This window comes from Georgenia soli (genome assembly GCF_002563695.1).
GTDB classification, from domain to species: Bacteria; Actinomycetota; Actinomycetes; order Actinomycetales; family Actinomycetaceae; genus Georgenia; species Georgenia soli.
In genome coordinates this window covers 3161880-3186827 of the sequence record NZ_PDJI01000004.1, presented here as the reverse complement: position 1 = coordinate 3186827, position 24948 = coordinate 3161880, and the positions used below count along the sequence as shown (strand labels likewise).

Annotated in this window: 27 protein-coding genes; 15 read left to right on the top strand and 12 right to left on the bottom strand. The window is 75.0% G+C overall.

The annotated features are described in order from the left end of the window. The first annotated feature begins 119 nt into the window (after window positions 1-119). The 3 genes from ATJ97_RS15745 (at window position 120) to ATJ97_RS15735 (ending at window position 2181) form a co-directional block, all read left to right on the top strand. On the top strand, window positions 120-716 hold the full coding sequence (locus tag ATJ97_RS15745) for a GDSL-type esterase/lipase family protein (protein WP_098484543.1): 597 nt from the start codon (window positions 120-122) through the stop codon (window positions 714-716). 69 nt (window positions 717-785) lie between these two features. Beyond that, the gene (gene moaA / locus ATJ97_RS15740; RefSeq protein ID WP_098484542.1) at window positions 786-1880 is read left to right on the top strand and encodes a GTP 3',8-cyclase MoaA; all 1095 of its coding nucleotides are present in this window, start codon (window positions 786-788) and stop codon (window positions 1878-1880) included. Between the two features lies 1 nt (window position 1881). Then, the gene (locus ATJ97_RS15735) at window positions 1882-2181 is read left to right on the top strand and encodes a MoaD/ThiS family protein (RefSeq protein ID WP_098484541.1); all 300 of its coding nucleotides are present in this window, start codon (window positions 1882-1884) and stop codon (window positions 2179-2181) included. Window positions 2182-2184: 3 nt separating this feature from the next. On the opposite strand, the gene ATJ97_RS15730 is transcribed toward ATJ97_RS15735, so the two are convergent. Genes ATJ97_RS15730 through ATJ97_RS15720 form a run of 3 tightly spaced genes read right to left on the bottom strand, consistent with a single transcriptional unit; the run spans window position 2185 to window position 3352 of the window. Next, window positions 2185-2643, bottom strand: a complete 459-nt coding sequence (locus tag ATJ97_RS15730; protein WP_211287260.1) for a molybdenum cofactor biosynthesis protein MoaE — start codon at window positions 2641-2643, stop codon at window positions 2185-2187. Then, entirely contained in the window at window positions 2640-3035 is a 396-nt protein-coding gene (locus tag ATJ97_RS20120) for a DUF6457 domain-containing protein (protein WP_211287259.1), read from the bottom strand. The genes ATJ97_RS15730 and ATJ97_RS20120 overlap by 4 nt, the downstream gene beginning before the upstream one ends. Continuing rightward, the gene (locus ATJ97_RS15720) at window positions 3032-3352 is read right to left on the bottom strand and encodes a carboxymuconolactone decarboxylase family protein (RefSeq protein ID WP_098484540.1); all 321 of its coding nucleotides are present in this window, start codon (window positions 3350-3352) and stop codon (window positions 3032-3034) included. The genes ATJ97_RS20120 and ATJ97_RS15720 overlap by 4 nt, the downstream gene beginning before the upstream one ends. A 183-nt stretch (window positions 3353-3535) precedes the next feature. On the opposite strand from ATJ97_RS15720, the gene ATJ97_RS15715 reads away from it, so the two are divergent. The 5 genes from ATJ97_RS15715 to ATJ97_RS15695 are packed head-to-tail and all read left to right on the top strand — an operon-like array spanning window position 3536 to window position 9282. Further along, window positions 3536-5992: a DMSO/selenate family reductase complex A subunit gene (locus tag ATJ97_RS15715; protein WP_098484539.1), complete on the top strand. Its 2457-nt coding sequence runs from the start codon at window positions 3536-3538 to the stop codon at window positions 5990-5992. A 14-nt stretch (window positions 5993-6006) separates the two neighbouring features. After that, window positions 6007-6624: a DMSO/selenate family reductase complex B subunit gene (locus tag ATJ97_RS15710; RefSeq protein ID WP_098484538.1), complete on the top strand. Its 618-nt coding sequence runs from the start codon at window positions 6007-6009 to the stop codon at window positions 6622-6624. A gap of 3 nt (window positions 6625-6627) precedes the next feature. Continuing rightward, on the top strand, window positions 6628-7560 hold the full coding sequence (locus ATJ97_RS15705; RefSeq protein WP_098484537.1) for a dimethyl sulfoxide reductase anchor subunit family protein: 933 nt from the start codon (window positions 6628-6630) through the stop codon (window positions 7558-7560). A gap of 10 nt (window positions 7561-7570) precedes the next feature. Then, window positions 7571-8278, top strand: a complete 708-nt coding sequence (locus ATJ97_RS15700; RefSeq protein ID WP_098484536.1) for a TorD/DmsD family molecular chaperone — start codon at window positions 7571-7573, stop codon at window positions 8276-8278. Next, the gene (locus tag ATJ97_RS15695; RefSeq protein WP_098484535.1) at window positions 8275-9282 is read left to right on the top strand and encodes an NADH-quinone oxidoreductase subunit I; all 1008 of its coding nucleotides are present in this window, start codon (window positions 8275-8277) and stop codon (window positions 9280-9282) included. The genes ATJ97_RS15700 and ATJ97_RS15695 overlap by 4 nt, the downstream gene beginning before the upstream one ends. Here the strand turns inward: ATJ97_RS15695 and ATJ97_RS15690 are convergent. The 6 genes from ATJ97_RS15690 to ATJ97_RS15670 form a co-directional block, all read right to left on the bottom strand. Next, on the bottom strand, window positions 9249-9869 hold the full coding sequence (locus ATJ97_RS15690; RefSeq protein ID WP_098484534.1) for a hypothetical protein: 621 nt from the start codon (window positions 9867-9869) through the stop codon (window positions 9249-9251). The two genes, ATJ97_RS15695 and ATJ97_RS15690, sit on opposite strands and share 34 nt — an antisense overlap. After that, entirely contained in the window at window positions 9866-10681 is an 816-nt protein-coding gene (locus ATJ97_RS15685) for a DUF4097 family beta strand repeat-containing protein (RefSeq protein WP_098484533.1), read from the bottom strand. Before ATJ97_RS15685 ends, ATJ97_RS15690 begins: the two co-directional genes overlap by 4 nt. A 26-nt stretch (window positions 10682-10707) precedes the next feature. After that, a complete protein-coding gene (locus ATJ97_RS15680) occupies window positions 10708-11676 on the bottom strand; it encodes a zinc-binding dehydrogenase (RefSeq protein ID WP_098484532.1) in 969 nt (322 codons plus the stop codon). A gap of 128 nt (window positions 11677-11804) precedes the next feature. After that, window positions 11805-11879: a 50S ribosomal protein bL37 gene (locus ATJ97_RS20785; RefSeq protein WP_374109490.1), complete on the bottom strand. Its 75-nt coding sequence runs from the start codon at window positions 11877-11879 to the stop codon at window positions 11805-11807. Window positions 11880-12034: 155 nt separating this feature from the next. Next, window positions 12035-12361: a mycothiol system anti-sigma-R factor gene (gene rsrA, locus ATJ97_RS15675; RefSeq protein ID WP_098484531.1), complete on the bottom strand. Its 327-nt coding sequence runs from the start codon at window positions 12359-12361 to the stop codon at window positions 12035-12037. Further along, entirely contained in the window at window positions 12358-13080 is a 723-nt protein-coding gene (locus ATJ97_RS15670; RefSeq protein WP_281254966.1) for a sigma-70 family RNA polymerase sigma factor, read from the bottom strand. Before ATJ97_RS15670 ends, rsrA begins: the two co-directional genes overlap by 4 nt. A 142-nt stretch (window positions 13081-13222) precedes the next feature. Between ATJ97_RS15670 and ATJ97_RS15665 the strand changes: the two genes are divergently transcribed. The 7 genes from ATJ97_RS15665 (at window position 13223) to ATJ97_RS15635 (ending at window position 22181) form a co-directional block, all read left to right on the top strand. Continuing rightward, window positions 13223-13720: a DoxX family protein gene (locus tag ATJ97_RS15665; RefSeq protein ID WP_098484529.1), complete on the top strand. Its 498-nt coding sequence runs from the start codon at window positions 13223-13225 to the stop codon at window positions 13718-13720. Window positions 13721-13735: 15 nt separating this feature from the next. Beyond that, complete coding sequence (gene aroA, locus ATJ97_RS15660; RefSeq protein ID WP_211287258.1) at window positions 13736-15085, top strand: 3-phosphoshikimate 1-carboxyvinyltransferase; 1350 nt, start codon at window positions 13736-13738, stop codon at window positions 15083-15085. A gap of 3 nt (window positions 15086-15088) precedes the next feature. Further along, window positions 15089-16117: a ribosome small subunit-dependent GTPase A gene (gene rsgA / locus ATJ97_RS15655; protein WP_098484528.1), complete on the top strand. Its 1029-nt coding sequence runs from the start codon at window positions 15089-15091 to the stop codon at window positions 16115-16117. A 195-nt stretch (window positions 16118-16312) separates the two neighbouring features. Continuing rightward, a complete protein-coding gene (gene hisN / locus ATJ97_RS15650) occupies window positions 16313-17119 on the top strand; it encodes a histidinol-phosphatase (protein WP_098484527.1) in 807 nt (268 codons plus the stop codon). A 60-nt stretch (window positions 17120-17179) separates the two neighbouring features. Beyond that, a complete protein-coding gene (locus ATJ97_RS15645; RefSeq protein ID WP_098485534.1) occupies window positions 17180-17764 on the top strand; it encodes a DnaJ family domain-containing protein in 585 nt (194 codons plus the stop codon). 74 nt (window positions 17765-17838) lie between these two features. Next, window positions 17839-19044 (top strand): exonuclease SbcCD subunit D, encoded by a 1206-nt coding sequence (locus tag ATJ97_RS15640; RefSeq protein WP_098484526.1) that lies wholly within the window; start codon window positions 17839-17841, stop codon window positions 19042-19044. After that, entirely contained in the window at window positions 19044-22181 is a 3138-nt protein-coding gene (locus tag ATJ97_RS15635) for an AAA family ATPase (RefSeq protein ID WP_098484525.1), read from the top strand. The genes ATJ97_RS15640 and ATJ97_RS15635 overlap by 1 nt, the downstream gene beginning before the upstream one ends. A gap of 47 nt (window positions 22182-22228) precedes the next feature. On the opposite strand, the gene ATJ97_RS15630 is transcribed toward ATJ97_RS15635, so the two are convergent. Genes ATJ97_RS15630 through ATJ97_RS15620 form a run of 3 tightly spaced genes read right to left on the bottom strand, consistent with a single transcriptional unit; the run spans window position 22229 to window position 24925 of the window. Continuing rightward, window positions 22229-22705 carry a DUF6912 family protein gene (locus ATJ97_RS15630; protein WP_098485533.1) on the bottom strand — a complete coding sequence of 159 codons (477 nt, stop codon included), beginning with the start codon at window positions 22703-22705 and terminating at the stop codon, window positions 22229-22231. Window positions 22706-22727: 22 nt separating this feature from the next. After that, window positions 22728-24215: a CpaE/TadZ family protein gene (locus ATJ97_RS15625; protein ID WP_143427046.1), complete on the bottom strand. Its 1488-nt coding sequence runs from the start codon at window positions 24213-24215 to the stop codon at window positions 22728-22730. Beyond that, window positions 24212-24925 carry a hypothetical protein gene (locus ATJ97_RS15620; RefSeq protein WP_245862625.1) on the bottom strand — a complete coding sequence of 238 codons (714 nt, stop codon included), beginning with the start codon at window positions 24923-24925 and terminating at the stop codon, window positions 24212-24214. The genes ATJ97_RS15625 and ATJ97_RS15620 overlap by 4 nt, the downstream gene beginning before the upstream one ends. Window positions 24926-24948 lie beyond the last annotated feature (23 nt).

Sequence of the window (24948 nt, the reverse complement as noted above, 5' to 3'; positions counted from 1 at the left end):
CACAGACGGCACTGCCGGGCGGCACGGCCCGGCACGGTCGGGCGGCACGGCCCGGCGCGGGTCCACGGGTCGGGCGCCGGGACGGGAGAGGATGGGGCTCACCGACGGAAGGGGAGGGTGTGGACGAGGGACTGCGTGTCTGCGTGATCGGGGACGAGCTCGTCGCCGGGCTGGGTGACGCCCGCGGCCTGGGCTGGGTGGGGCGCGTGATGGCCCGCACGTCGACCGAGGAGCCCGTCTTCGTCTCCCAGCTCGCCGTGCCCCGGGAGTCCACCACCGCACTCTCCGCGCGGTGGGAGACCGAGGCGCACCGCCGCTTCGGCGCCCACAGCGACAACCGCCTGGTGATCGGCCTGGGCTCCACGGACCTCGACGAGGGGCTCTCGCTCGCCCGCTCACGGCTCAACCTGGCCAACATCCTCGACGGCGCCGCCGCCTCCCGCGTCGGCTGCTTCGTCGTCGGCCCCCCGCCGCGTCCCGACGTCGACGGCGACGCGCTCGCCCAGCTCTCCCACGCCTTCGGCGACGTGTGCCAGCGGCGCCACGTGCCCTACGTCGAGACGCACGAGCCCCTGCGCACGCACGAGCAGTGGCACGCCGACGTCGCCGCCGGCGACGGCGTCCACCCGGGCCAGGCCGGCTACGGCCTGCTCGCTTGGCTCGTGCTGCACAACGGCTGGCACGCCTGGCTCGGGGTCCCCACCGACGCGGTCTGAGCGGCACGCCCGGCCCGCGACCCTCCGGTCAGGGCGAAGGTCCTGGGTGGTCATGGCTACAGTGGTGAGATGGCATCGGTCGATCTCGGTCTCCCCGGTCCGCCCCGCACGGCGGCCGCCGGCCCGGCGACGCCCCGGCAGGCCACGGACGACCTCGTGGACACCTTCGGGCGCGTGGCCCGCGACCTGCGGGTCTCGCTGACCGACCGGTGCAACCTCCGCTGCGAGTACTGCATGCCCCCGGAGGGCTTCGACTGGCTGCCCACCGCGGAGGTGCTCTCCGACGCCGAGGTGGTCAGGCTCATCACGGTGGCCGTCGAGCGGCTCGGCATCCGGGAGGTGCGCTTCACCGGTGGCGAGCCGCTGCTGCGCAAGGGCCTGGAGAACATCGTGGCCGCCACCACGGCGCTGCGCACGGACACCGGCGAGGTGCCCGAGACGTCGTTGACGACGAACGGGCTCGGCCTCGAGAAGCGCGCCGCCGGCCTCGCCGCCGCGGGGCTGCGCCGGGTCAACGTCTCGCTGGACTCCCTGGACCGGGAGACCTACGCGACCATCGTGCGGCGCGACCGCCTGCCCGACGTCCTCGCCGGCATCGACGCCTCGGAGGCCGCGGGGCTGACGCCGGTCAAGATCAACGCCGTGCTCATGCGCGGCCTCAACGACGCCGAGGCGCCCGACCTGCTCGCGTTCGCGCTGCGCCGCGGCTTCGAGCTGCGCTTCATCGAGCAGATGCCGCTCGGGCCGCCCGAGATGTGGAAGCGCGGCGAGATGATCACCGCGGGCGAGATCCTCGAGCGCCTGCGCACCCGGTTCACCCTCACGGCCCACGACCCCGGCGAACGCGGCGCCGCCCCGGCCGAGCGGTGGACGGTGGAGCCGACCGAGGACACCCCCGGCGGCACCGTCGGCGTCATCGCCTCGGTGACCCAGCCGTTCTGCGGTGCCTGCGACCGGACCCGGCTGACGGCCGACGGTCAGGTGCGCACCTGCCTGTTCTCCCGGACGGAGACCGACCTGCGCGGGCTCGTGCGCTCCGGCGCGTCGGACGCCGAGATCGCCGAGCTGTGGCGGGTGGCCATGTGGGGGAAGAAGGCCGGGCACGGCATCGACGACCCCGGCTTCCTGCAGCCGCAGCGACCCATGAGTGCCATCGGAGGATGACATGACGACCCGTCTCGACGCCGCCGCGGTCGGCACCCTCACCGCCCACGTCCGCTACTTCGCGGCGGCCGCCGAGGCCGCGGCCGTGCCGGCCGAGGACGTCGCGCTGACCGACGGTGCCACCGCCGAGGACCTCGTGGCGGCCCTCGCCGAGGCCCGCGGACCCGCCCTGGGCCGGGTCCTCGCGATCTCCAGCCTGCTGGTGGACGACGTCGTGCGCGAGGACCGGGACGCGCCCCTCACCGCGCCGGGTGCCGCCGCGGTGCGCGTCGACGTGCTGCCGCCCTTCGCGGGCGGCTGAGCCTCAGGCGCTGCCCGTCCACTCGTGGCTGCCGTCGGGGAACACCTGGCGCTTCCACACGGGCAGGCGCCGCTTGATCTCCTCGACCAGCTCCGCCGTCGCCTCGAAGGCCTCGGCCCGGTGCGCGGCCGAGACGGCCGCGGCGAGCGCCACGTCACCGACGCCGAGGGTGCCGACGCGGTGCACCACCGCTACGGCGTCGACCGGGAAGCGGGCGGCGACGTCCGCGGCGACCTCCGCGACGAGCTGACCGGCCGTCGGGTGGCCGACGTACTCGATCTCCGTCACGCTCCGGCCGCCGTCGTGGTTGCGGACCACCCCGCCGAACGTGACGACGGCGCCGGCCGCGGGGTCGTCGACGGCGGCGGCGCACTCGGCCACCTCGATCGCACGGTCGCGCACCTCGGCGAGCACCACCCGGCGCCCGGGCGGGCTGACGCGGGAGGTGTCCCGTTCCGTCATCGCCGGTCCCCCGGGGCCGCGGCCGGTGACGTGCCGGCCGCCGTGCCCCCGGGCGATGCGTCGTCCTGACGCTCCGCCCACCGCGCCACGAGAGCGCGCACGGCGTCGACCCGGTCCGTGACGGCGGCCGACGGGTCCGTGCCCCCGGCGCGGGCGGCGGCGAGACCGACGACGAACGCGGTCAGCGGTGCGCCCGGGCGGCTCGGCCCGTGAGCAACCTCACCGATCAGGCGCAGCATGGGCGGGGTGACCTCGCCCACCAGGTCCCGCTCGACGCCGAGCTGCGCGCAGACGTCGTCGAGCCAGGCGTTCATGGCCACCATCTTGCGCGCCTCGTCGGGGCGGGCGGACCGGTCCGCGGTGCCTGCGCCGTCGGCCCCCTGCGCGCTCACTCCCGCTCCCCCACGACCTCGTGCATCCACTGCCAGGCCGCCACGGTGGCCGGGAAACCGCGCGTGGTCATCCCGAGCAGCACCACCTGCTCGACCTCTTCGACGCTCGCGCCGGCCGCCAGCGCCTTGCGCACGTTCGAGCGCACGGCACCCTCGGCCTGCGACCCGATCGCGATGCCGAGCTTGACCAGGCGGGCGGTCCGCTCGTCGAGCGGGCCGGCCGCGTCCACGGCGGCCGCGAGCGCGTCCTGGCGGCGGGCGACGTCGGTGAAGCGCTTCCGGAAGTCGGTGTAGACCTCGGGCAGGTGGTCGGCCATGGTGCTCCTTCCGCGGGTCCTCATGGTGACGCCCCTCATCGTGGCACATCGCGGTCCCGCACCTCCGGGCGTCGCTCCGGAGGTCCCCCGTCCTGGGGGGTCGTCGGGACCATGGCCCCACAGTTCTCCCTCCCGGCATGGGGATCGTTGGAGGCAGTCCGACGCCGAGCCCCTGGAGGAACCATGACCACGCAAGCCACCGAACGACCGAGGGGGCTGGAGCGCCGCTCGTTCCTCAAGTGGTCCGCGGCGGCAGGCGGCACGGCGGCCCTGGCCGGCGCGGCCACCCGGTTCGGCGTCCTGCCGGGCGTGGGTCCCGCCAACGCGGCCACGGCGTCCACCTCCGGGGCCGACAAGGTCGTCTGGTCCTCCTGCAACGTCAACTGCGGCTCCCGCTGCCCCCTGCGCATGGAGGTCAGCGACGGGCGGATCGTCCGGGTGCTGCCCGACAACACCGGCGACGACGAGCTCGGCACCCAGCAGATCCGCGCCTGCGTGCGCGGCCGCTCGATCCGGCACCGGATCTACAACCCCGACCGCCTCAAGACCCCGCTGCGGCGCGCGCCCGGCACGAGGCGCGGGGCCGGGGAGTGGGAGGAGATCACCTGGGAGGAGGCCTACGACGAGATCGCCTCGACCATCCGGCGGCTCATCAAGGACTACGGCAACGAGTCCATCTACCTCAACTACGGCACCGGCACGCTCGGCGGCACGATCACCCGCAGCTGGCCTCCGATCGAGACCCCGGTCGCCCGGCTCATGAACTGCGTCGGCGGCTACCTCAACCACTACGGCGACTACTCCTCCGCGCAGATCGCCGGCGCGGTCGGCTACCACTACGGCGGCTGGATCGGGTCGAACAGCCTCGACGACGCCAAGAACGCGCAGCTCCAGGTCCTCTTCGGCAACAACACCCTCGAGACCCGCATGTCCGGCGGCGGTGAGACCTTCGTGACCCAGCAGACGAAGAAGCTGCACAACGTCCGCACCATCGTCGTCGACCCGCGCTACTCCGACACGGCGCTCGGCCTGGCGGACGAGTGGGTCGCCCTGCGGCCCGGCACCGACGCCGCCCTCGTCGCCGGCCTCGCCCACGTGATGGTCTCCGAGGACCTGCAGGACCAGAAGTTCCTCGACACCTACTGCGTCGGGTTCGACGAGGACCACATGCCCGACGGCGTGCCCGCGGGCAGCTCCTACCGCTCGTACATCCTGGGCGAGGGGCCCGACGGGACCGCGAAGACCCCCGAGTGGGCCGCCCGCATCACCGGGGTGCCGGCGTCGACGATCGTGCGCCTGGGCCGGGAGATCGGCCGGGCCCGCCCCGTCCACATCACCCAGGGCTGGGGCCCCCAGCGGCACGCCAACGGCGAGAACCAGGCCCGGGCGATCTTCACGCTCGCCGCGCTCACCGGCTCGGTCGGCGTCCCCGGCGGCGGCACCGGCGAGCGTGAGGGCGCGTTCAGCCTGCCGATGGCGAACCCGTTCGCCACCGAGAACCCCGTCACCACCGCCATCTCGGTGTTCGGCTGGACCGACGCCATCGAACGCGGCCCGGAGCTGACGGCCCTGGCCGACGGCGTGCGCGGCAAGGACCGGCTGGACGTGCCGATCAAGATGGTCTGGCAGTACGCCGGCAACGCGCTGACGAACCAGCACGGCGACATCAACCGCACGGTCAAGCTGCTCGAGGACGACACCAAGTGCGAGCTGATCGTCGTCATCGACAACCAGATGACCGTCTCGGCGCGCTACGCCGACATCCTCCTGCCCGACGTCTCCAACGCCGAGCAGCTCGACATCATCCAGCAGGGCAGCGCCGGCAACCTCGGCTACACGATCGTGGCCGACAAGGTCATCGAGCCGCTCTACGACTGCCGGACCGTCTACGAGATGATGACGGAGATCGCCCGCCGGCTCGGCGTCGAGAAGGAGTTCACCGAGGGCCGCACCCAGGAGGACTGGGTCCGCGCCGTCGTCGACGCCTCCCGCGAGACCATCCCGGACCTGCCCAGCTTCGAGGAGCTGCGCGAGATGGGCGTGTGGAAGGTCAGGGCGCCGACCGACAGCGGCAACGTCGCCCTGGCCGACTTCCGTGCCGACCCGAAGGCCAACCCGCTCGCCACGCCGTCGGGGAAGATCGAGATCTTCTCCAAGCAGCTGTGGGAGCTGTCCCGGACGTGGGAGCTGCCCGAGGGAGACCGGATCACCGCCCTGCCCGAGCACCTCGACACCTGGGAGGGTGCCGTCGAGGCGCGCAGCAACCGGAAGTACCCGCTCCAGGTCATCGGCCACCACTTCAAGCAGCGCACCCACTCCTCCTACGGGAACGTCGACTGGATGAAGGAGGCCCACCCGCAGGTGGTGTGGATCAACCCCGGGGACGCTGCCGCCCGCGGCATCGAGAACGACGACGTCGTCCAGGTCTTCAACGACCGCGGCCGCATCCAGCTGCCCGCCCGGGTCACCGCCCGCATCGCCCCCGGGGTGCTCTCGGTGCCGCAGGGTGCCTGGTACACCCCGGACGGCAAGGGCGTCGACGTCGGAGGGTCGGTCAACTCGCTGACCTCCTGGCACCCCTCCCCCATCGCCAAGGGCAACGCCCAGCACACCACGCTCGCGCAGGTCGAGAAGGCCTGAGGCTAGGAGAAGACATGGCTCAGCAACTCGGTTTCCACTTCGACCAGACCCTCTGCAACGGCTGCAAGGCGTGCTCGGTGGCGTGCAAGGACAAGAACGACCTGCCGGTGGGGGTGACCTGGCGCCGCGTGGCGGAGTACACCGGCGGCACGTGGCAGCGGGACGGCGACACCTTCGTCCCGAACGTCTTCTCGTACTACACCTCCATGGCGTGCAACCACTGCGAGAACCCCATCTGCGTCGAGGTCTGCCCGACCACGGCGATGCACGTCGGCGAGGACGGGATCGTCACCGTCGACGAGGACAGGTGTGTGGGCTGCCGGTACTGCGAGTGGGCGTGCCCCTACTCGGCGCCGCAGTTCAACCCCGAGACCGGTCACATGTCCAAGTGCGACATGTGCGCCGACTACCGGGCCGAGGGCGAGGACCCCGCCTGCGTCGCCGCCTGCCCGTCCCGCGCCCTCGACTGGGGCCCGATCGACGAGCTGCGCGCCAGGCACGGTGACCTCGCCGCCGTCGAGCCGCTGCCCGACCCGTCCATCACCCGGCCGCGCCTGGTCATCACGCCCCACCGTGACGCCCAGCCGACCGGCGCCGGCGCCGGCGCCGTCGTCAACCCCGAGGAGCTGTGAGCCGTGAACATCCACGAGCTGCCCATGATCGTCTTCACCGTCCTCGCACAGATGAGCGTCGGCGCCTTCGTGGTCCTCGGCGTGGTGCAGGTCTTCGCCTCCCGCCGGTACGGCCGGGAGGCGGTGGACCGGGTCACCGACCCCGCGCTCTACGCCATCGGCCCCACCCTCGTGCTGGGCCTGATCGCGTCGATGTTCCACATGAACGACGTGATGAACACCCTCAACGTCGTCCGCCACGTCCAGACGTCGTGGCTCTCGCGCGAGATCGTCTCCGGCGTCGCCTTCGCCGGGCTGGGGTTCCTCTTCGCCCTCGCCCAGTGGTTCCGGTGGGGCTCCACCCGGCTGCGCCAGATCCTCGCCGCGGTGACGGCCGTGACGGGCCTGGTGCTGGTGCTCTCGATGAGCATGATCTACTACTCACTCCCCACCGTCCCGGCCTGGCACACGTGGGCGACGCCGGCGCAGTTCTACGTCACCACGTTCCTCCTCGGCTCCCTCGCCGTCGGAGCCGCGTTCATGGGCACCGTGCTCTGGCGCCGCCGGGCCGCCGCCCGTTCCGGCAGCTCGTACGAGGCGGACGCACCCACCCGTGAGCTGCTGTCCACCACGCTCCGGGGTGTCGGGGTCGCCGCCGTCGCCCTGCTCGGCGTCGAGTTCCTCATCATCCCGCTGCACCTGACCGGCCTGTCGGCGGCCGGGGGCGTCGCCGCGGAGTCGGCGGCCGTCTTCTCCGGCGGGTGGTTCGTCGCACGCCTGGTGCTGGTCTTCCTCGGGGCCGGGCTGCTCTCGGTCTTCCTGGTCCGGCGCGCCACCCCCGGCTCCCGGGTCGTGCCGCTCGCGGTGCTCTCGGCCACCGCCCTGGTCCTCGTCCTCGGCGGGGAGCTGATCGGGCGTTCCCTGTTCTACGACTCGATGATCCGCATCGGCATGTGAGGGGCTCGACATGACCACGACACCCGTGACCCCGCGCCCGCCCGTGGACACCACGCCGGTGGCCACGCTGCTGACCGACCGCGGCGCTCTCGCCCGCACCCTCGACGACTTCGCGGCCGCCTTCACCACGCTGTCCTCGTTGCTCGTCGCCGCCCCGTCGGCGGAGGTGCTGGACCGCGTGCGCGACGCCCAGCTGCTGCGCGAGTGGCCGCTCCCCGGACATCCCGACTGCCGCCGGGGCACGGCCCTGCTCGCCGAGTCGGCCACGGCCGGGGAGGACGAGTCCCAGGTCCGCCGGGACTACAACCGGCTGTTCCGCGGCCCGGAGCGGATGAAGGCGCCGCCCTACGAGTCGGTGCACCGCTCCCGGGAGCACCTGGTCTTCGAGCAGGAGACCATGCAGGTGCGCGCCGCCTACGCCGAGTTCGGCCTCGCGGCTCCCCGCCTGGGCGCGGAGCCGGACGACCACCTCGGGCTCGAGCTGAGCTTCGTCGCGACGCTCGCCGTGCGCGGGATGGACGCGATGGAGGCCGGGGACGACCTCGAGCTCGCGCGCGTCCTGCGCGGCCTGGTGGCGTTCCTGGACGAGCACCTGCTCGCGTGGGCTCCCCGCTGCCTCACCCAGGCGGCGGGCGGCTCCACGACGTTCTTCTACCAGGGCGTCGCCGCGCTCGGTCTCGGCACGCTCGCGCTGGCCCGGACGACGTTCCTGCCATGACCGCGGCCCGCGGGCTGCGCGGCGTCCAGGCCTGGCTCGCGCGGCAGCCGGAGGAGGCGGCCCTCGAGATCGTGTGCGCCGAGCACCCCGGACCCTCCCTCGGCGACCGACGCCGCACCGTGGTGCGGCTGGAGGGGTGCGCCGCGCAGGTCGCCCCGCACGAGGTCGTGGAGCTGCTGGTGCTCGGTGCCGCCGACGTGGTCCTCCGGCTCGACGGCTGCGCCGACACCGGCACCGCCCGTGCGCACCTCGCCCCGCTGGTCGACCTCCTCGAGGCCTCGGGCGTCCGCCGCGTGCGGCTCGTCGACGGGGACGCGCCAGAGGCCCCCGGCCCCCGTGCGCGAGGGCTGCGGCGTCGGCGGGCGGTCCTGGACGCCGCTCACATGCCGGTGAGCCGCCGTCAGGTCCTCGGCCTGGGCGACGGCGTGACACGCGAGCTCCCGGACGAGGAGGTTCGCCCGCACCGGCGGCTCGTGGCGGCCCTCGCCGCACTGACCGGCGAGGGGTCCTCCGGCGTGGCCGGACCCACCGAGGGACTGGCCGGACCCACCGAGGGACGGGCCGGACCCACCGAGGGACGGGCCGGGCTCCCCGCGCCGTCGGTCCGCCTGACCGCCCGCGGCTGCACGGCGTGCGGCGTGTGCGTGCGCGGGTGCCCGGCCGACGCGCTGCACCTCCGGCACAGCGCCGCCGGCGGCGCGGCGGTCACGACCCTGCTGCAGGACCGTGCCGCGTGCGACGGCTGCCTGCGGTGCGTCGAGCTGTGCCCCGACGACGTGCTGTCCGCCGCGGGCGCCTGGTCCTGGGAGCAGGCGCTCCGGGAGGACGCCACCGCCCCGGTGGTCACGCTGACCACGGCTCGGTGCGGGCGCTGCGGCAGCCGCTTCCCCACGCCGTCGGGCCAGCGGCTCTGCCCGGTCTGCGCGTTCCGCCGCGCCAACCCCTTCGGGTCGCGGGTGCCGGCGCGGGCCTACTCGTCGTCGCGCAGCACGGCGCGCTGGTAGTCCTTCCCGCTCTCGACCGACAGGACCGCGAGGACCAGCCGGCCGAGAGTGCGGGAGACACGGGCCTCGGCCTCGAGGGCCAGCCGGGCGCCGACGTTGGGCAGCCCGGGTACGAGGCGCTCCTCGATACGTCGGCGCTCCTCGGCGCGCAGCGCACGCCCGCCCGCCATGTCCCCCGACGCCCACGCCGCGGCCTCCTGGCGACACATCTCGGCGACCTCCCGCACGGGTGCGGTCAGGTCGCCCTCGGGGGCGACCAGGCGGTCGTGGTCGGCGCGCAGCGCGGCGAGGTCGTCGGCGGGGGCGCGCCGGCGGGAGCCCCGCGCGTAGACGTCCAGACTCATGAGGTCGCGGGTGAGCAGCTCCGCGTCCGCCCCGAGCCAGCGCGCGCCGAGCCGCCAGACGGTCGCCGGCTCGCCCGCGCGGAGGCGTTCGACGAACCCCTCGTCGGGCCGGGCGAGGACCTCGGCGACAGCGTCCCAGCTGCCCGCCCGGTCGCGGGCGGCCTGCGCAACCTGCGCCCGGAAGCCGGCGACGCTGTCCTCGGCCATCCCCTCCACCGGGGCCAGCCGACCGTCGTCGGTCACGGCTGTGCCCCGGGGAGGACGGCGGCGCGCCCGACGTCGAGGTTGCCGGAGACCGAGCGGGTGCTGAGGAAGCAGATGCCGTTCTCGGTGCGCTCCTCCACCGTCGTCGCGCCGAGCCCGGGAGAACGGCGGTCGACGCCGTCCACCCGCACCGCGCCGGCCACCGTGCGGGCCGTCATGGACACCCCGGTGCCGGTCGGGAGGGACACCTTCAGGGCGCCCGACACGGTGGAGAGGTCGACCATCGACGTGCGGGCCGAGGTCGCGACGTCGACCGCCCCGGCCACGGTCGTGACCTCCACCCGTGGCAGGTCACCCGTCAGCGTCGTCCGCCCCGCCGCCGTGCTGACCCGCACGGGGCCGTCGTGCCCGGAGACGTCCACCGCACCGGAGGCGCTCCTCAGCGACGCGGCGCCGCGGCACCCCGTCACCTGCAGCCGCCCGCTCGCGGTGGTGAGGGAGAGGTCCTCGGCCACGTCGGCGACCCAGGCCTCTGCGAGCGCGGTCGCGACCGTGACGGCGGTGGCGCGGGGCACGTGCACGGTCAGGCGGGCGGTGTCCGTGGAGCGGTAGGAGCGCAGGCGCTTGACCCAGCCGTCCCAGCCGAGGAAGGGGTAGCCGATCGTGAGCAGGTCCCCCTCGACCGTGAGCTCGAGGGGGTTGCCGTCGACCTCGGCGACGTCGACCTGCACGTTCGGCGCGTCGTGGCCGACCACCCGGACGGAGCCGGCCACGAGCTGCACCCGCAGGCGGGCCACGCCCTCGACGTCGTGCCGGGAGGGGTTCGGGACGATCCAGGACCGGGTTGCCATGCCCCGACCCTACGCGTCCCGTCCAGCTAGATCCCGGGCTCGACGACGATCTTCCCGGTGACGTCGCCGTCGGCCATCCGGGCCAGGGCCCCGCGCACGCCGTCGAGCGGGACGACGGAGTCGACGACGGGCCGCACGCCCGTGGCGACGAGCATCTGCTGCACGGCGACGAGCTGCTCGCGGGTGCCCATGGTGGTCCCGGCCACGCGCAGGGAGCGGAAGAACACCCGGCTCAGGTCGGCGGGCGGCATGGCGCCCGACGTCGCGCCCGCCACCGCGACCGTCCCGCCCGGCCGGAGGGACCTCAGGGAGTGCGACCACGTGGCCTCGCCGACCGTCTCCATCACCGCGTCGACCTGCTCGGGCAGGCGCGCGCCCGTCTCGAAGGCGTCGTGGGCGCCGAGCTCGAGCGCCCGGGCCCGCCTGGCCTCGGTGCGCGAGGTGCACCAGACCCGCAGCCCGGCGGCGCGGCCCAGCAGGATCGCCGCCGTCGCGACCCCGCCGCCGGCGCCCTGGACGAGGACGGTCTGGCCCGGGCGCAGGCCCGCGGCGTCGAAGAGCATCCGGTAGGCCGTGAGGTACGCCGTCGGCAGGCACGCCGCCTCGGCCCAGCTCAGGGCCGGGTCCTTGGCGACGACGTTGCGGGCGGGGACCCACACGCGCTCGGCGAGGGTGCCGGGATACCGCTCGGAGAGCAGGGTGCGGCGCGGGTCGAGGGTCTCCTCCCCGTACCAGCCCTCGCTGGGGATCACCGCGTGCACGACGACCTCGGTGCCGTCGTCGAGCACACCGGCCGCGTCGGTGCCCAGGATCATGGGCAGCCGGTCCGCCGGCAGGCCGACGCCACGCAGCGACCACAGGTCGTGGTGGTTCAGCGACGCCGCCCGCACCGTGACCGCCACCCAGCCGGCGGGCGCCTCGGGGTCGAGCTCGCCGACCGTCAGGCCCGCGAGCGGGTCCGCGGGGTCCTGGCTCCGGGCGAAGGCGCAGCGCATGGCGCACACCCTAGCGGCGTCGGCACCCCAGGCATCTCCGGGGCACTCTGCGGGCGGACGGCGACGGGCCGGTCACCGCGTACGGTGACCGGCCCGTCGGCCCTGGGCGGGCGTGCGCCCGCCGGGGCTCAGGCGTTGGGGCGCTTGCCGTGGTTGGCGGCGCTGCCCTTGCGGGCCCGGCGCTTGCGACCGCGCTTGCTCATGGTTCTCTCCCGATCTGTGCTGCCCGTGGGCGGTTTTCAACACCACATCGTCCCACACATCGGCGCCGGCCCGCGCGCGGGGCCCACCAGCGCCCGGCGCCGGCTCGCGGGACCGCTCCCGGACCGCGGGGGCGGTCCGGGCCGCCCGCGACCGCTCAGTCGGCCGCCCGGATCCCGTTCACCCGCAGGACCGTCAGCTGCGACTGCACCCTCAGCCGGAGGGAGCTCGGGGCGACCTCGGCGCACGAGCGGCGCACCAGCGCACGGATGTGCTGCTCCGCGTCCGTCGCCTCGGTGCAGGTCCTGCACTCCTCGGCGTGCCTGCGGAACCGGGCCTGCTGGTCGTCGTCGAGCTCGGAGTCGAGGAACTCGAAGAGGTGCTCGAGGAGCTCGTCGCAGCTGCAGGGGGTGGTACGGCCCCCGGCCCGCCGGCGCACGGCCTGCTCCGCCCGTTCGGTGAGGTTCGCGGCGTCCTCGGTCATGCCTTGGCCTCCGTCCGGATTCCCATCGCACGTGCATGGTCGACCAGGAGCTCCCGCAGCTGCCGCCGTCCGCGGTGCAGCCGGGACATCACCGTCCCGATCGGTGTGCCCATGATCTCAGCGATCTCCTTGTACGCGAAGCCCTCGACGTCGGCGAGGTACACCGCGATACGGAAGTCCTCGGGGAGCTCGCTCATCGCGTCCTTGATCTCCGAGTCCGGCAGGAGGTCCATGGCCTCCGCCTCGGCGGAGCGCAGCCCGCTGGAGGTGTGGGACGCCGCCCGGTGGATCTGCCAGTCCTCCACCTGCTCGGCGTCGGACTGCTGGGGCTCCCGCTGCTTCTTGCGGTAGGAGTTGATGAACGTGTTCGTCAGGATCCGGTACAGCCAGGCCTTGAGGTTGGTGCCCGGCCGGTACTGGTGGAAGGACGCGAACGCCTTGGCGAACGTCTCCTGGACGAGGTCCTCGGCGTCCGCCGGGTTGCGGGTCATCCGCACCGCGGCGCCGTAGAGCTGGTCCAGGTACGGCAGCGCGTCGCGCTCGAAGCGTGCGGCACGCTCGGCGTCGGACTCGCCGTCGGGCGTACGGTCGAGGTTGCCCTCGTGCGTCTCGGTCATCACCGACGAGCCTAGCCCCGGTAAGGGTCCCGGGCCCCCGGGCGCCCACACTCCGGCCCCCGGCAGGGGCGCGGGACGGCGGACGAGGGTGGGGACGGTCATGCCGGGTACAACCCGCGGGCGCTGCCGTACATTCCGGGCACCCCCGAGGGCATTTCCCGCGGCGACCCGGCCGACGGCCTCGCTCGCCCCCGTCAGCGCCGTTGTGCTCGCCGTCGGAGCCGTTGTGCGGTAGCAATGTGACATGAACCTCCTACGCCTGCTCGCGCGCCCGATGCTCGCCGCCACGTTCGTCGTCGACGGGGTCGACGCCGTGATCCATCCCGAGGCCCACGCCGAGAAGTTCCGGAAGATCACCCCCGCGCTCGAGCAGGCAGGCGTCCCGCAGGCGCTGTACTCCAACCCGAAGAACCTCGCCCGCGTCAGCGGCGCGGTCTCGGCCGTGTCCGGGCTCATGCTTGCCACCGGCCGCCGCCCGCGCAGCGCCGCGCTGACCCTCGCCCTGCTGAACATCCCCATGACCGTCGTCAACAACCCGGTGTGGGCGGCGCAGGGCGGCCGGCAGCGCAAGGAGTACCTCGGCGGCCTGGTCCGTGGCCTGAGCCTGGGCGGCGGGCTGCTCGTCGCGGCCGCCGACCTCGGCGGCAAGCCCTCCTGGGGCTGGCGCCTCGCCAACGCTCGCGACCACCGCGCCGACCTGCGCCAGGTGAAGGCACGGGCGAAGGACCACCAGAGCGACTGACTACGCTGGCGCGGTATGACCCTGTCCCCGGCCGCCTGGCCCGCACCGACCGCCGCCGAGCCCCTGGACGCCGTCGTCGACGTGCCCGGCTCGAAGTCCCTGACCAACCGCTACCTGGTGCTCGCCGCTCTCGCGGCGGGCCCCACCGAGCTCGTCCGCCCGCTGCACTCGCGGGACTCCGAGCTCATGGTCGGGGCGCTGCGCGCCCTCGGGGTGTCCGTCGAGCCGTCGGGCGCCGACGGTGCCGACCTGCTCATCACGCCGGCACCCCTGCACGGCCCCGCGCGCGTGGACTGCGGGCTCGCGGGCACCGTCATGCGGTTCGTCCCGGCCCTGGCCGTGCTGGCCGACGGCGAGGTCCACCTGGACGGCGACGAGCGCGCCCGTGAGCGGCCCATGGCCCCGGTCGTCGAGGCGCTGCGCGACCTCGGCGCCCGGATCGACGCCGCCACCGCACCCGACGGCGCGGCGGTCCTCCCGCTCACCGTCCACGGGACGGGGTCCCTGGCCGGCGGCGCGGTCGACGTCGACGCCTCCGGGTCCAGCCAGTTCGTCTCGGCCCTGCTGCTGGCGGCGCCGGCCTTCGACGCCGGCATCGACCTGCGCCACACCGGCGCGACCCTGCCCTCCCTGCCGCACATCGACATGACGGTCGCCCTCCTCCGCGGGCGCGGCGTCGCCGTGGAGGAGCTCACGGCCGACGGCGGACCGGCCGGCGGCCGGACCGGCATCGCCCCGAGCCGCTGGCGGGTCCACCCCGGCCCCGTGGCGGGCGGGCGCGTCGTCGTCGAGCCGGACCTGTCCAACGCCGGGCCCTTCCTGGCCGCCGCGGTGGCCGCCGGCGGCACGGTCCGGGTGCCGCGCTGGCCGTCCGCCACCACCCAGGCGGGCGACCGGCTGCGCGACCTGCTCGCGCGGATGGGCGCCACGGTCGACCTCTCGGACGGCGTGCTCGCCGTCACGGGACCGGAGGACGGCGTCGTCCGTGGCCTGGACGCCGACCTGCACGACGCCGGCGAGCTGACACCGACCGTCGCGGCCCTGTGCGCCCTCGCGTCCACGCCGTCGCGCCTGCGCGGCGTCGCCCACCTCCGCGGTCACGAGACGGACCGGCTCGCCGCCATCGTCACCGAGATCAACCGTCTCGGGGGCCGCGCGCGGGAGACGGACGACGGCGTCGAGATCGAGCCGGCGCCGCTGCACGGCGGGAAGGTCGAGACGTACGCCGACCACCGGATGGCGACGTTCGCCGCCGTCCTCGGGCTGCGGGTGCCCGGCGTCGAGATCGTCGACGTCGGCACCACCGCGAAGACGCTGCCCGACTTCACGGGGATGTGGCAGGCGATGCTCGCCGGGAGCCGCTGAGCGATGGTCCGTGACACCGGCACCGACGACGCCCGCGTCCGGGTGCGGCCGAACCCGAAGGGCAACCGGCCTCGCACCAAGAAGCGGCCGGCGTACGACGACGCCGTGCCGGCGCTCGTCCTCGGCGTCGACCGCGGGCGCTACCAGCTCCTTGCCGACGACGGCACCCGCCTGGTCGGCATGAAGTCGCGCGAGCTGGGGCGCGGTTCCCGCTCCGCCGTCGTCGTCGGCGACCGGGTCCGGGTGGTCGGGGACGTCACGGGACGCAAGGACACCCTCGCCCGCATCGTCAGCGTCGAGGAGCGCACCTCGGCGTTGCGGCGCTCCGCCGAGGACGGGGACGCCGCCGGGGTGGAGCGGGTCATCGTGGCCAACGCCGACCAGCTCGTCATCGTCACGGCCCTGGCGGACCCGGAGCCGCGGCCGCGCATGGTGGACCGGTGCCTCGTCGCGGCGTACGACGCCGGCATGGAGCCGGTGCTGTGCCTGACGAAGTCCGACCTGGCCGACCCGGGCCCGTTCCTGTCCCTCTACGAGGCGCTCGAGGTCCCCGCCCTCGTCACGTCCGTGGCCGACGGCGAGATCCGCGGCGTGGAGGCGGTCCGGGAACGGCTCGCGGGCCGGGTGTCCGTGCTCATCGGCCACTCGGGCGTGGGCAAGTCGACCCTCGTCAACGCCCTCGTGCCGGGCGCCGGCCGGGCCACCGGCGGCGTGAACGTGGTGACCGGCCGCGGCCGGCACACCTCCTCCTCCGCGGTCGCCCTGCCGCTGCCCGGCGGCGGCTGGGCGATCGACACCCCCGGGGTGCGGTCGTTCGGCCTGAGCCACGTCAGCGCCGACGACCTCCTGGCGGCGTTCGACGACCTGCACGCCGTGGCGCAGAACTGCCCGCGCGGCTGCACGCACGCCGCGGACGCGCCGGACTGCGCGCTCGACGAGTGGGTGGCAGCGGGGCACGCGGGCACGGCGGGCGAGGCGCGCCTGGCCTCCTTCCGCCGTCTGCTGGCGGCGAAGACCGGCGCCCCCGACTGATCTCGGGCGCGAGTCGTCACCTTCTCCCCGAGTCGTCAGTTCCTCCCCGAGTGGTCAACTTCCCCCCGAGTGGTCAACTTCTCCGCGAGGCGTCAAGTTCTCCCCGAGTCCTCATGTTCTCCGCAGAACGACGGGTGGGGCAGCAGGTCGCGTCGGTGCCCGGGCTCCCACCCGGCCCGCGATAGGTTGCCGAGCATGACTGTCCAGGGCGCAAGCCGCTACACCGACGACCTGCGCCTCGCGCACGTGGTCGCCGACCAGGTCGACGGCCAGACCATGTCCCGCTTCGGCGCGCAGGACCTCCGCATTGAGACCAAGCCCGACCTCACACCGGTCTCCGACGCCGACCGCAGCGCCGAGGAGATCGTCCGCGCGCAGCTCGCCCGGACCCGCCCGCGCGACTCCGTGCTCGGCGAGGAGTTCGGCACCACGGGGCACTCGCAGCGGCAGTGGGTGATCGACCCCATCGACGGCACCAAGAACTTCGTCCGCGGCGTGCCCGTGTGGGCCACGCTCATCGGGCTGGTCGAGGACGGCGAGGTGGTGCTCGGCGTCGTCTCCGCCCCGGCCCTGGGCAGGCGGTGGTGGGCCGCCAAGGGGTCCGGCGCGTGGACGGGCAGGTCGCTCTCCGCGGCCCGCCAGCTCCACGTCTCCGGCGTCTCGGACCTCGCCGACGCCTCACTGAGCTACTCCAGCCTGGACGGCTGGGCCGAGCGCGGCTCGCTCCGCTCGTTCCTCGGGCTGGCGCAGCAGGTCTGGCGCACCCGCGCCTACGGGGACTTCTGGTCCTACATGCTCGTGGCCGAGGGTGCGGTCGACATCGCCTGCGAGCCGGAGCTCGAGCTCTACGACATGGCCGCCCTCGTCCCGATCGTGACGGAGGCGGGTGGCCGGTTCACCAGCCTCGACGGCGCAGACGGCCCCTGGGGCGGCAACGCGGTGGTGACCAACTCCCTGCTGCACGACGCGGTGCTCGCCCAGCTCGCCTCCCAGCAGGACTGACGCCGGACGCCCGCGCGCCCGCCCTCGCACCGGCGCGGCACCTCACCGACAATGGTGGCGATGACGGAGCGGAAACCCGCGGACCTGCCGGTCGGCAACTGGGTCGACCAGCTCATCCGGGCCGCCCAGGAGCGCGGCGAGTTCGACGACCTCCCCGGTGCCGGGAAACCGTTGCGCGGCGTCGACGCGCCTCTGGACGAGGACTGGTGGGTGCGGCAGAAGATCCGCGACGAGGGGCTTCCCGCCGACGCGCTCCTGCCGCCCGCGCTGCTCCTCCGCAAGGAGGTCGCGGAGCTGCCGGAGGTGGTCCGCGACCTGCCGACGGAGGACGCCGTGCGGGAGGCCGTTCGCGACGTGAACCTCCGGGTCGCAGCCTGGATCCGCACCCCGACCGGACCGGTGATCCCCGTGGCGCCCGCAGACCCGGAGGCGGTCGTCGCCGCCTGGCGGGCCGCCCGCGGCCCGGCAGGCGGCGAGGAGCTGGCCTCTCCGGCGCAGGACCGGGCGACGGCGGAGCCCCGGACGGAACCGCACGGTGACCGCGGGTCCGGGCCGGTGACGGCCCACGGCGACCTTGGGCCGCCACGTCCGTCCTGGTGGCAGCGGCTGCTGCGCCGTCGTCCGCGGACGGCGTCCACAGACTGACGGGACCCAGCTGTGAGCGGCACGCGTCCACAGGGTCCCGGGCGATGTCGGTGCGCGGGGATACGTTCGCTCGCATGCGGATCCTGCACACCTCGGACTGGCACCTGGGCCGGACGCTGCACGGGGTGGACCTCACGGAACACCACGCCACGTTCCTCGACCACCTCGTCGAGCTGGTGCGTGCAGAGCGAGTGGACGCCGTGCTGGTGGCGGGAGACGTCTACGACCGCGCGATCCCCCCGGTCGACTCGGTGGAGCTGCTGTCCGAGACGCTCGCGCGGCTCACCGAGCACACGCACGTGGTCATCACGCCGGGCAACCACGACTCCGCCGCCCGGCTCGGCTTCGGCGCCACGATGTTCCGCGACCGTCTTGCTGTCCGCTCCCGCGTCACCGCCGTCGCCGACCCCATCCGGCTGCCCGACCGTGACGGCGGCGTAGGCGCCCTCGTCTACGCCCTGCCCTACCTGGACCCCGACCTGACCAGGGCGGCGCTGACCGAGAAGGGCGAGGACGGGTCACCGGTCCGCCCGGCCCGTTCCCACGAGGCGGTGACCGCCGCGGCGCTGCGCGGGGTGCAGGCCGACCTGACCCGGCGGCGCGCCGACGCCGACACCCGCGTCCCGGCCGTCCTCGTCGCCCACGCCTTCGTGACCGGTGGCGCGGCGAGCGAGTCCGAGCGGGACATCCGCGTCGGCGGCGTCGACCAGGTCCCGTCCGGGGTCTTCGGCGCGCCGGACCTCCTCGACTACGTCGCCCTCGGCCACCTCCACGGCCCGCAGCGGGTCGGTCGGGAGGGTGCGGACCCGGTGATGCGGTACGCCGGGTCCCCGCTGGCCTTCTCCTTCTCGGAGGCGCGCCACCGCAAGTCGACGGCTCTGGTCGATCTCGGGCCGGACGGCGTGCGCGGCGTCGAACTCGTCGACGCACCCGTGGCACGCCGGCTCGCCGACGCGACCGGCACGCTCGAGGAGCTCCTCGGTTGCGCCTTCGACCACCTCACCGACCACTGGCTGCGCGTGACCGTCACCGACGACGTGCGGCCGGCGCAGATGTGGGCGCAGGTCTCCAGGCGCTTTCCCCACGCCCTCGTCGTCCAGCACGCCCCGGCGCGATCGGCCGAGCGGGCGGCAGCCTCCGCCGTCGGTCCGCAGCAGGATCCGCTCGAGGTGGCCGCCCAGTTCCTGGAGGCCGCCGGCGGACGCCCGGCCGGTCCGGACGAGCTCGCGGTGCTCCGGGACGCGTACGAGTCCGTGCTCGCCGACCAGAGGAGCGCCTGATGCGTATCCACCGGCTGACCCTCCAGGCCGTCGGGCCGTTCCCGGACCGGCACACCATCGACTTCGACTCCCTGTCCGCGGGAGGGCTCTTCCTCCTCGAGGGCCCGACGGGCGCGGGGAAGTCCACCATCATCGACGCTGTCGTCTTCGCGCTCTACGGCACGGTGGCCGGCGGGGAGTCCTCGGACGACCGCCTGCACTCCGACCACGCGGCGCCGGAGGTCGAGCCCTACGTCGAGCTCACGTTCTCCACCGGCGCGGGCATCTACCGCGTGTGGCGCTCCCCCAGGTTCGAGCGGCCCAAGCGGCGCGGGGGCGGCACGACCACCCAGAACGCGCGGGCGAAGCTCTGGCGCCTCAGCACGGTCGAGGACGAGGGCGAGCCGGTCTCCGCCCAGGTCCAGGAGGTCGGCACCGAGCTCGGCCGCATCGTGGTGCTGGACCGTTCCCAGTTCACCCAGACGGTGGTGCTGCCGCAGGGGCAGTTCGCCTCGTTCCTGCGGGCGAGGCCGGAGGACCGGCGCGCCGTGCTGCAGGACGTCTTCGGCACCGAGATCTACGACCGCCTCCAGAAACGGCTCGCCGAGATGGCCCGCGGCGCCAGGGCCGACCTGGACCGGGCCACCTCGGAGGTCAGCGCCGCGGCGTCCGCCTTCGCCACGTGCCTCGACCCCGCCACCGAGACGTCTGCCCCGGCCGCCGACGACGACGCCACCCCCACCGCGACGGCTCCTGCGGACGGCACGGGCACCGGCACCGGCATCGGCACCGAGGACGGCGTCACCGCGGACGCCATCGCCGACACCGCGGACCGGGAGGCGCTGCTCGACGCAGCGACTCACCTCGACGACGCGGCGCTCAGCACGATCACCGAGGACGTCTGCGCGCGGGCGGAGGCCCGGGCGACCCGCGCCGAGGAGGCGCGGGAGTCGGCGGCCGCTGCCGAGACGACGGCCCGGTCGCTGCTGGACGCGGCGCGAGACCTCGCGAGCCGGCTCGAGCGACGGCGGACGCTTCTGGACGAGGAGCAGGCTCACCGGAAGGCCCAACCCGCGGTGCAGGCGGCCACCGAGAAGCTGGAGCGAGCACGCCGCGCGGCCTCCGTGATGCCGGTGCTCGACCAGCACGAGCGTGCCGTCGACCGGCTGGCACGGGCGACGGCAGAGCGCGAGAGCCAGCTGGAGCAGGCACGCACCGCCGGGCTGACCGATCTGGCCGAGCTCGGCGACCCCGACGCACTGCGCACCGTGCACGACGACGCCACCGGCCAGCTCGGCGCGCTCGCCGAGCTCGTGGAGGTCGAGGCGGCCCTCCCCCGCCGCCGGACCGAGCTCGAGACCGCGCGCGCCGAGGCGGCCGCCGCCACCGGCGTCATCGGGGAGCTGGAGGGGACGCTGGCCGCCAGGCCGGCCGGCCAGGAGGCCCTTGAGGAGGCCCTGGACCAGTACCGGGACGCCGGGGTGCGACGCGAACGCGCCCTGACGGAGAAGCGTCGCGCGGGCGAACGCCTCGCTGCCGCCCGGCACGCCGCCGCGGCCGCCGACGAGCTCGTCGAGGCCGAGCACGCCGTCGCCACCACCGCCGACCGGGCCGGGGCCGCGCTCGACACGGAGCACGAGGTGCGCCGCCGCTGGGTCGCCGGCATGGCTGGCAAGCTCGCCGGCGGTCTGCGCGCCGGCGAGCCGTGCGCCGTGTGCGGCTCCGCCGAGCACCCCGCGCCCGCCCGTGCGACGCCGGAGCACGCCAGCGACGAGGAGGTCGCGGAGGCGACCGAGGTCCGCGAGCGCGCCGACGCCGCCCTCGCCCACGCACGCACCCGCCTCGTGTCCCTGACCGAGAAGGTCGCTGCCCTGCGGGAGGCCGCCGGCGGGCTGGACGTCGACGAGGCGCTCTCCCGCGACTCCGCCGCGCAGGCCGAGCTCGCCGCCGCGGAGGCCGCCATCGTGCGCCATGCCCAGCTGGAGCAGGAGCTGTCGGACCACGCCCGGGAGACCAACCGGTTGAGGGAGCGGCTCGCCGAGGCGAGCTCCCGAGCGGCATCGCTGCACGAGCGTGTGGACCAGCTGGCACGCCACCTCGCTGCGGACGAGGAACGGTGCCTCCAGGGACGCGGTTCCGCGACGTCGGTCGCGGGACGGGCCGCGGAGCTGCGGGGCCGCGCTCGGACCGCCCGCGCGCTCCTCGAGGCGGTGAGCGAGGAGCTGGCGGCCCGGGGCGCCCGGGAGGAGGCCGGGCAGCATCTGGCCGACGCCCTCGCTCAGGGCGGCTTCGAGGACGCGGAAGCGGTACGGGCGGCGATGCTGCCGGAGTCCTCGCAGCGAGCCCTGGCCGAGCGCCTCCAGCGGCACAGCAGCGAGGTCGCCCGTGTGGCTGCCGGCCTGGCGGAGGCGGGCGTCGCGGCGCTCACCGGCACGGAGATCGCCGACGTCTCCGGGGCGGAGTCCGCGCACGCGGCGGCCATGGTGGCACTGACGCGTGCGGCCGGCGCCGCGAGCGAGGCCCGGCTGCGCTGCCGCCAGGCGCGTGAGGCGGCCGACTCCCTGCTCGCCGCCCTCGCCGCGCACGGGGAGCGGGCCAGGCGTGCGGCGCCGGTCCTGCGGGCCGCCGCCCTGGCCACCGCCGGGGACGGCAACACGATCGACACCACCCTCGCCACCTACGTGCTGCTGCGCCGGTTCGAGGACGTGGTGGCCGCGGCGAACGACCGCCTCGCGCTCATGTCGGACGGCCGGTACACGCTCGAGCGCATCGACGAGCGAGAGGGCGGGCAGCGCTCCCGCAAGGCCGGGCTCGGGCTGCGGGTGCGTGACCACGTCACCGAGGCGCCCCGCGACCCGCACACCCTCTCCGGCGGCGAGACGTTCTACGTGTCCCTGTGCCTGGCGCTCGGGCTCGCGGACGTCGTGCGCGCCGAGGCCGGGGGCGTCGAGCTCGGCACCCTTTTCGTCGACGAGGGGTTCGGCTCGCTCGACCCCGCCACCCTCGACGCGGTGATGGGCGAGCTGGGTCGTCTGCGCGAGGGCGGACGGTCCGTGGGCATCGTCTCGCACGTCGCCGACCTGAAGGACCGCATCGCCGAACGGATCGAGGTCCGCAGGCTCCCGTCCGGCGCGTCCACGCTGACGGTGCGGTGCTGATCGGCCCCGCCACGGTCATCGACCGCCACTGAACTCTGCGGCGAGCGCTACGGAGCTTCCGCCGAGAGCTCGCGGCGGAGGTCGTCCAGCTCGACGACGTCGTACCAGAGCAGGTCACGCTCGGCGGCCCGTTCGAGCGCGTCGTCGTCACCCGCGGCGGCGTCCCGGACGTCCGCCACGGCGCCCTGCTCGTCCACGTGCAGCGAGACCACGAGGTCCCACCCGACCGGGGACACCACCTCGACGGCCGTGGGCAGCTGCTCCTCGCCAAGAACCTCCGGCACCTCGACGGCGCCGTCCGGGACGTCCGCCACCACCACGACCCTGCGCGGCACGGAACCGTCCCCGGCGATGAGTCCCACGGACTCGTCGGCGGCGGCGAGCGTCGCCGCCATCTCCAGCCCCTCGTCGTCCTCGTCGGGCAGCTCCGCGCGCAGGGCGCCCGTGACCGCATGCGCCCAGCGCGGGGCGAGGCCGTCCTTCTTGAGCAGGTCCGTGGCTGTCGCTGGCAGGTACAGGCGCATGGGGCTCAGTGTGTCAGGTGCCTCAGCGGGCCCGGAGGAGCGCGCCGACGCCCCGTCGTCGGGCACGGCGCGGACGTTCGCCCGCGAGGCGGTGGGCGAGCTCCTGGACCGCACGCCGTGCGGGTGACGCCGGGGCGACCTGCGTCAGCGTCCTGCCCTGCAGGAAGGCCCTGTCCAGCGCGGGCCGGTCGTCCGGGACGAGAACGGCGTCGCCGACCCCCGCGAACCGGGCGAGCGCCTCGTGCACCGACCGGGACGGTGACGGACCCGCCGCCGAGGCACGGACCCGGTTCACCACCACGGTGCGGGTCGTGCCCGGCCCCAGCAGCTCGGCGTCGGCCAGCTCGCCGAGCGCCATGACGAGCCGGCGCATGCCGACCGGCTCGCCGGCACCGACGACCACGACGACGTCCGCCGCCGCCAGGGCGGACGCCGTGGCCTCGTGACGCCGGGGCCCGTAGCTCCCGTCGGGATCGCCGTCCAGGGTCGCCCCGGTGTCGACCACCGTCCACGGGGCCGAGGCACGGGCGACGTCCCACACCACCTCCAGAGCCGCCGAAGGAAGCTCGCGCCACCTGTCCGCACGGGTGAGACCGGTCATGACATGGATGTTCCCGTCGACGACCGGGCACAACCGTCGCAGCACCGTGGGGTCGAGCCTGCCGTTGAGCGCCTGGCGGGCGACGGCGGCCACCGCCGAGGCGTCGTCGAGGATGCCCAGGACCTGCGTGACGGACGGCGCCTCGGTGTCCGCGTCGATCAGGTTCACGGTCCCGGCCAGCGCGGCGAGCTCCGCGGCCAACGTCACCGCCAGGGTCGTCCGCCCCGGCGCGCCGGGCGGTCCCCAGACCACCACGAGCCGTCCGGGCCGGTGCTCGTCCGCGACCGCCCCGGGCGCTCCCGTCCCGCTCTCGTCGGCCGAGCCCCGGCGGCCCGGTGGCGGCGCGTCGCGAAGCAGTCCCTCCGGCAGCGGTCCGTCCGGCGTGGACCCGGGAGCCGGCACCGCGTGCTCCCGTCGCGCGCTCACGTCCGCCGCCGTCCCACTCTCGCCGGAGGCGACGCCGACGCCCGCCGCGGTCTGCGCCGATCGGGCGGCAGCTCGCCGGTCCGCCTTGTCGGCGGCCGGCGGGCCGTTCGCCGCCTCGCCGTCGTGCGGTGCATCGCCGCGACGGGCGAGCGAGACCACCGCGTCCGCGAGCGCCGTCGGCCCACCCGCCGGCTCGACGACGTCTGGGCCCAGCGAGCGGCAGCGCTCCGCCTGGTCCGGGGCGGTCACGATCAGGGTGCGCACGCCTGCGGCACGCAGGCGGGAGACGACGGCGAGGTCCACGCCCGGCAGCTCGGCGTCGAGCACGGCGATGCGCCCGAGCCCTGCCGCGGCGGCAGCGAGCACCTCCGGCACGTCGGCGCAGCGTCGCACCACGCGCACGCCGGAGCCCGGTGCGTCGAGCAGCCGCACGACCTCGCTCTCGACGGCCCCGTCGAGAGCGATCAGGACCCCCACGCTCACGCGGCGTCGCCCTGCTCGTCGGCCGCGCCGGGGTCGGCGCCGACGAAGGTCGGGACCGCCACGAGCTGGCCGTCGGAGGAGAGTGCGCCGAGCACGTCGGGCAGGTCGAGCCTCGGGACCAGGAGCTCGACCGAGGTCCCCGTCGAGCCGCTGAGCACAGAGTCGTCCCGCGCCACCTCCGCGACGACGAGCTCCGCGGCGACGAGCGTCGGCTCCGGGACCGCCGCCTCCTGCCCGATCCCTCCCACCGGGGCCGGAGGGGAGAGCCAGAGGTCCACCACGGTCCCCGGCCCCAGGTCGGCCGGGACGGCGAGGCCGAGCGGGACGACGACGGGACGCAGGTCGACGGCACCCGCCTCCCCGACTGCGGAACGGGGCACCAGCTCACCGGCACCCACGGTGCGGGTGACGACAGCGCCGTCGGGCAGGCCGTCGGCGACGAGGTGGTAGAGAGCCTCGTCGTCACCGAGCCGCACCTCACGGACGGCCAGCGACTCCGTGTCGACCACGTCGCCCGGGGTGAGCGCGTCGCGCGCGGCGTACACCTCGACGGTGGCCGCGGCGTCGCGCACGGCCCAGGTGCCGAGCGCCACCGAGGCGGCGACGAGGAGGATCCCCACGCCGAGTCGCGGGTCGCGCCAGGTGGGTCGGCGCAGCCTGCGCGCCTGCGGCAGCTCTTCCGTGTTCATCCACGCCCCCTGCTTGCTCACGGGCCTCATCGTGCCCCGGGCAG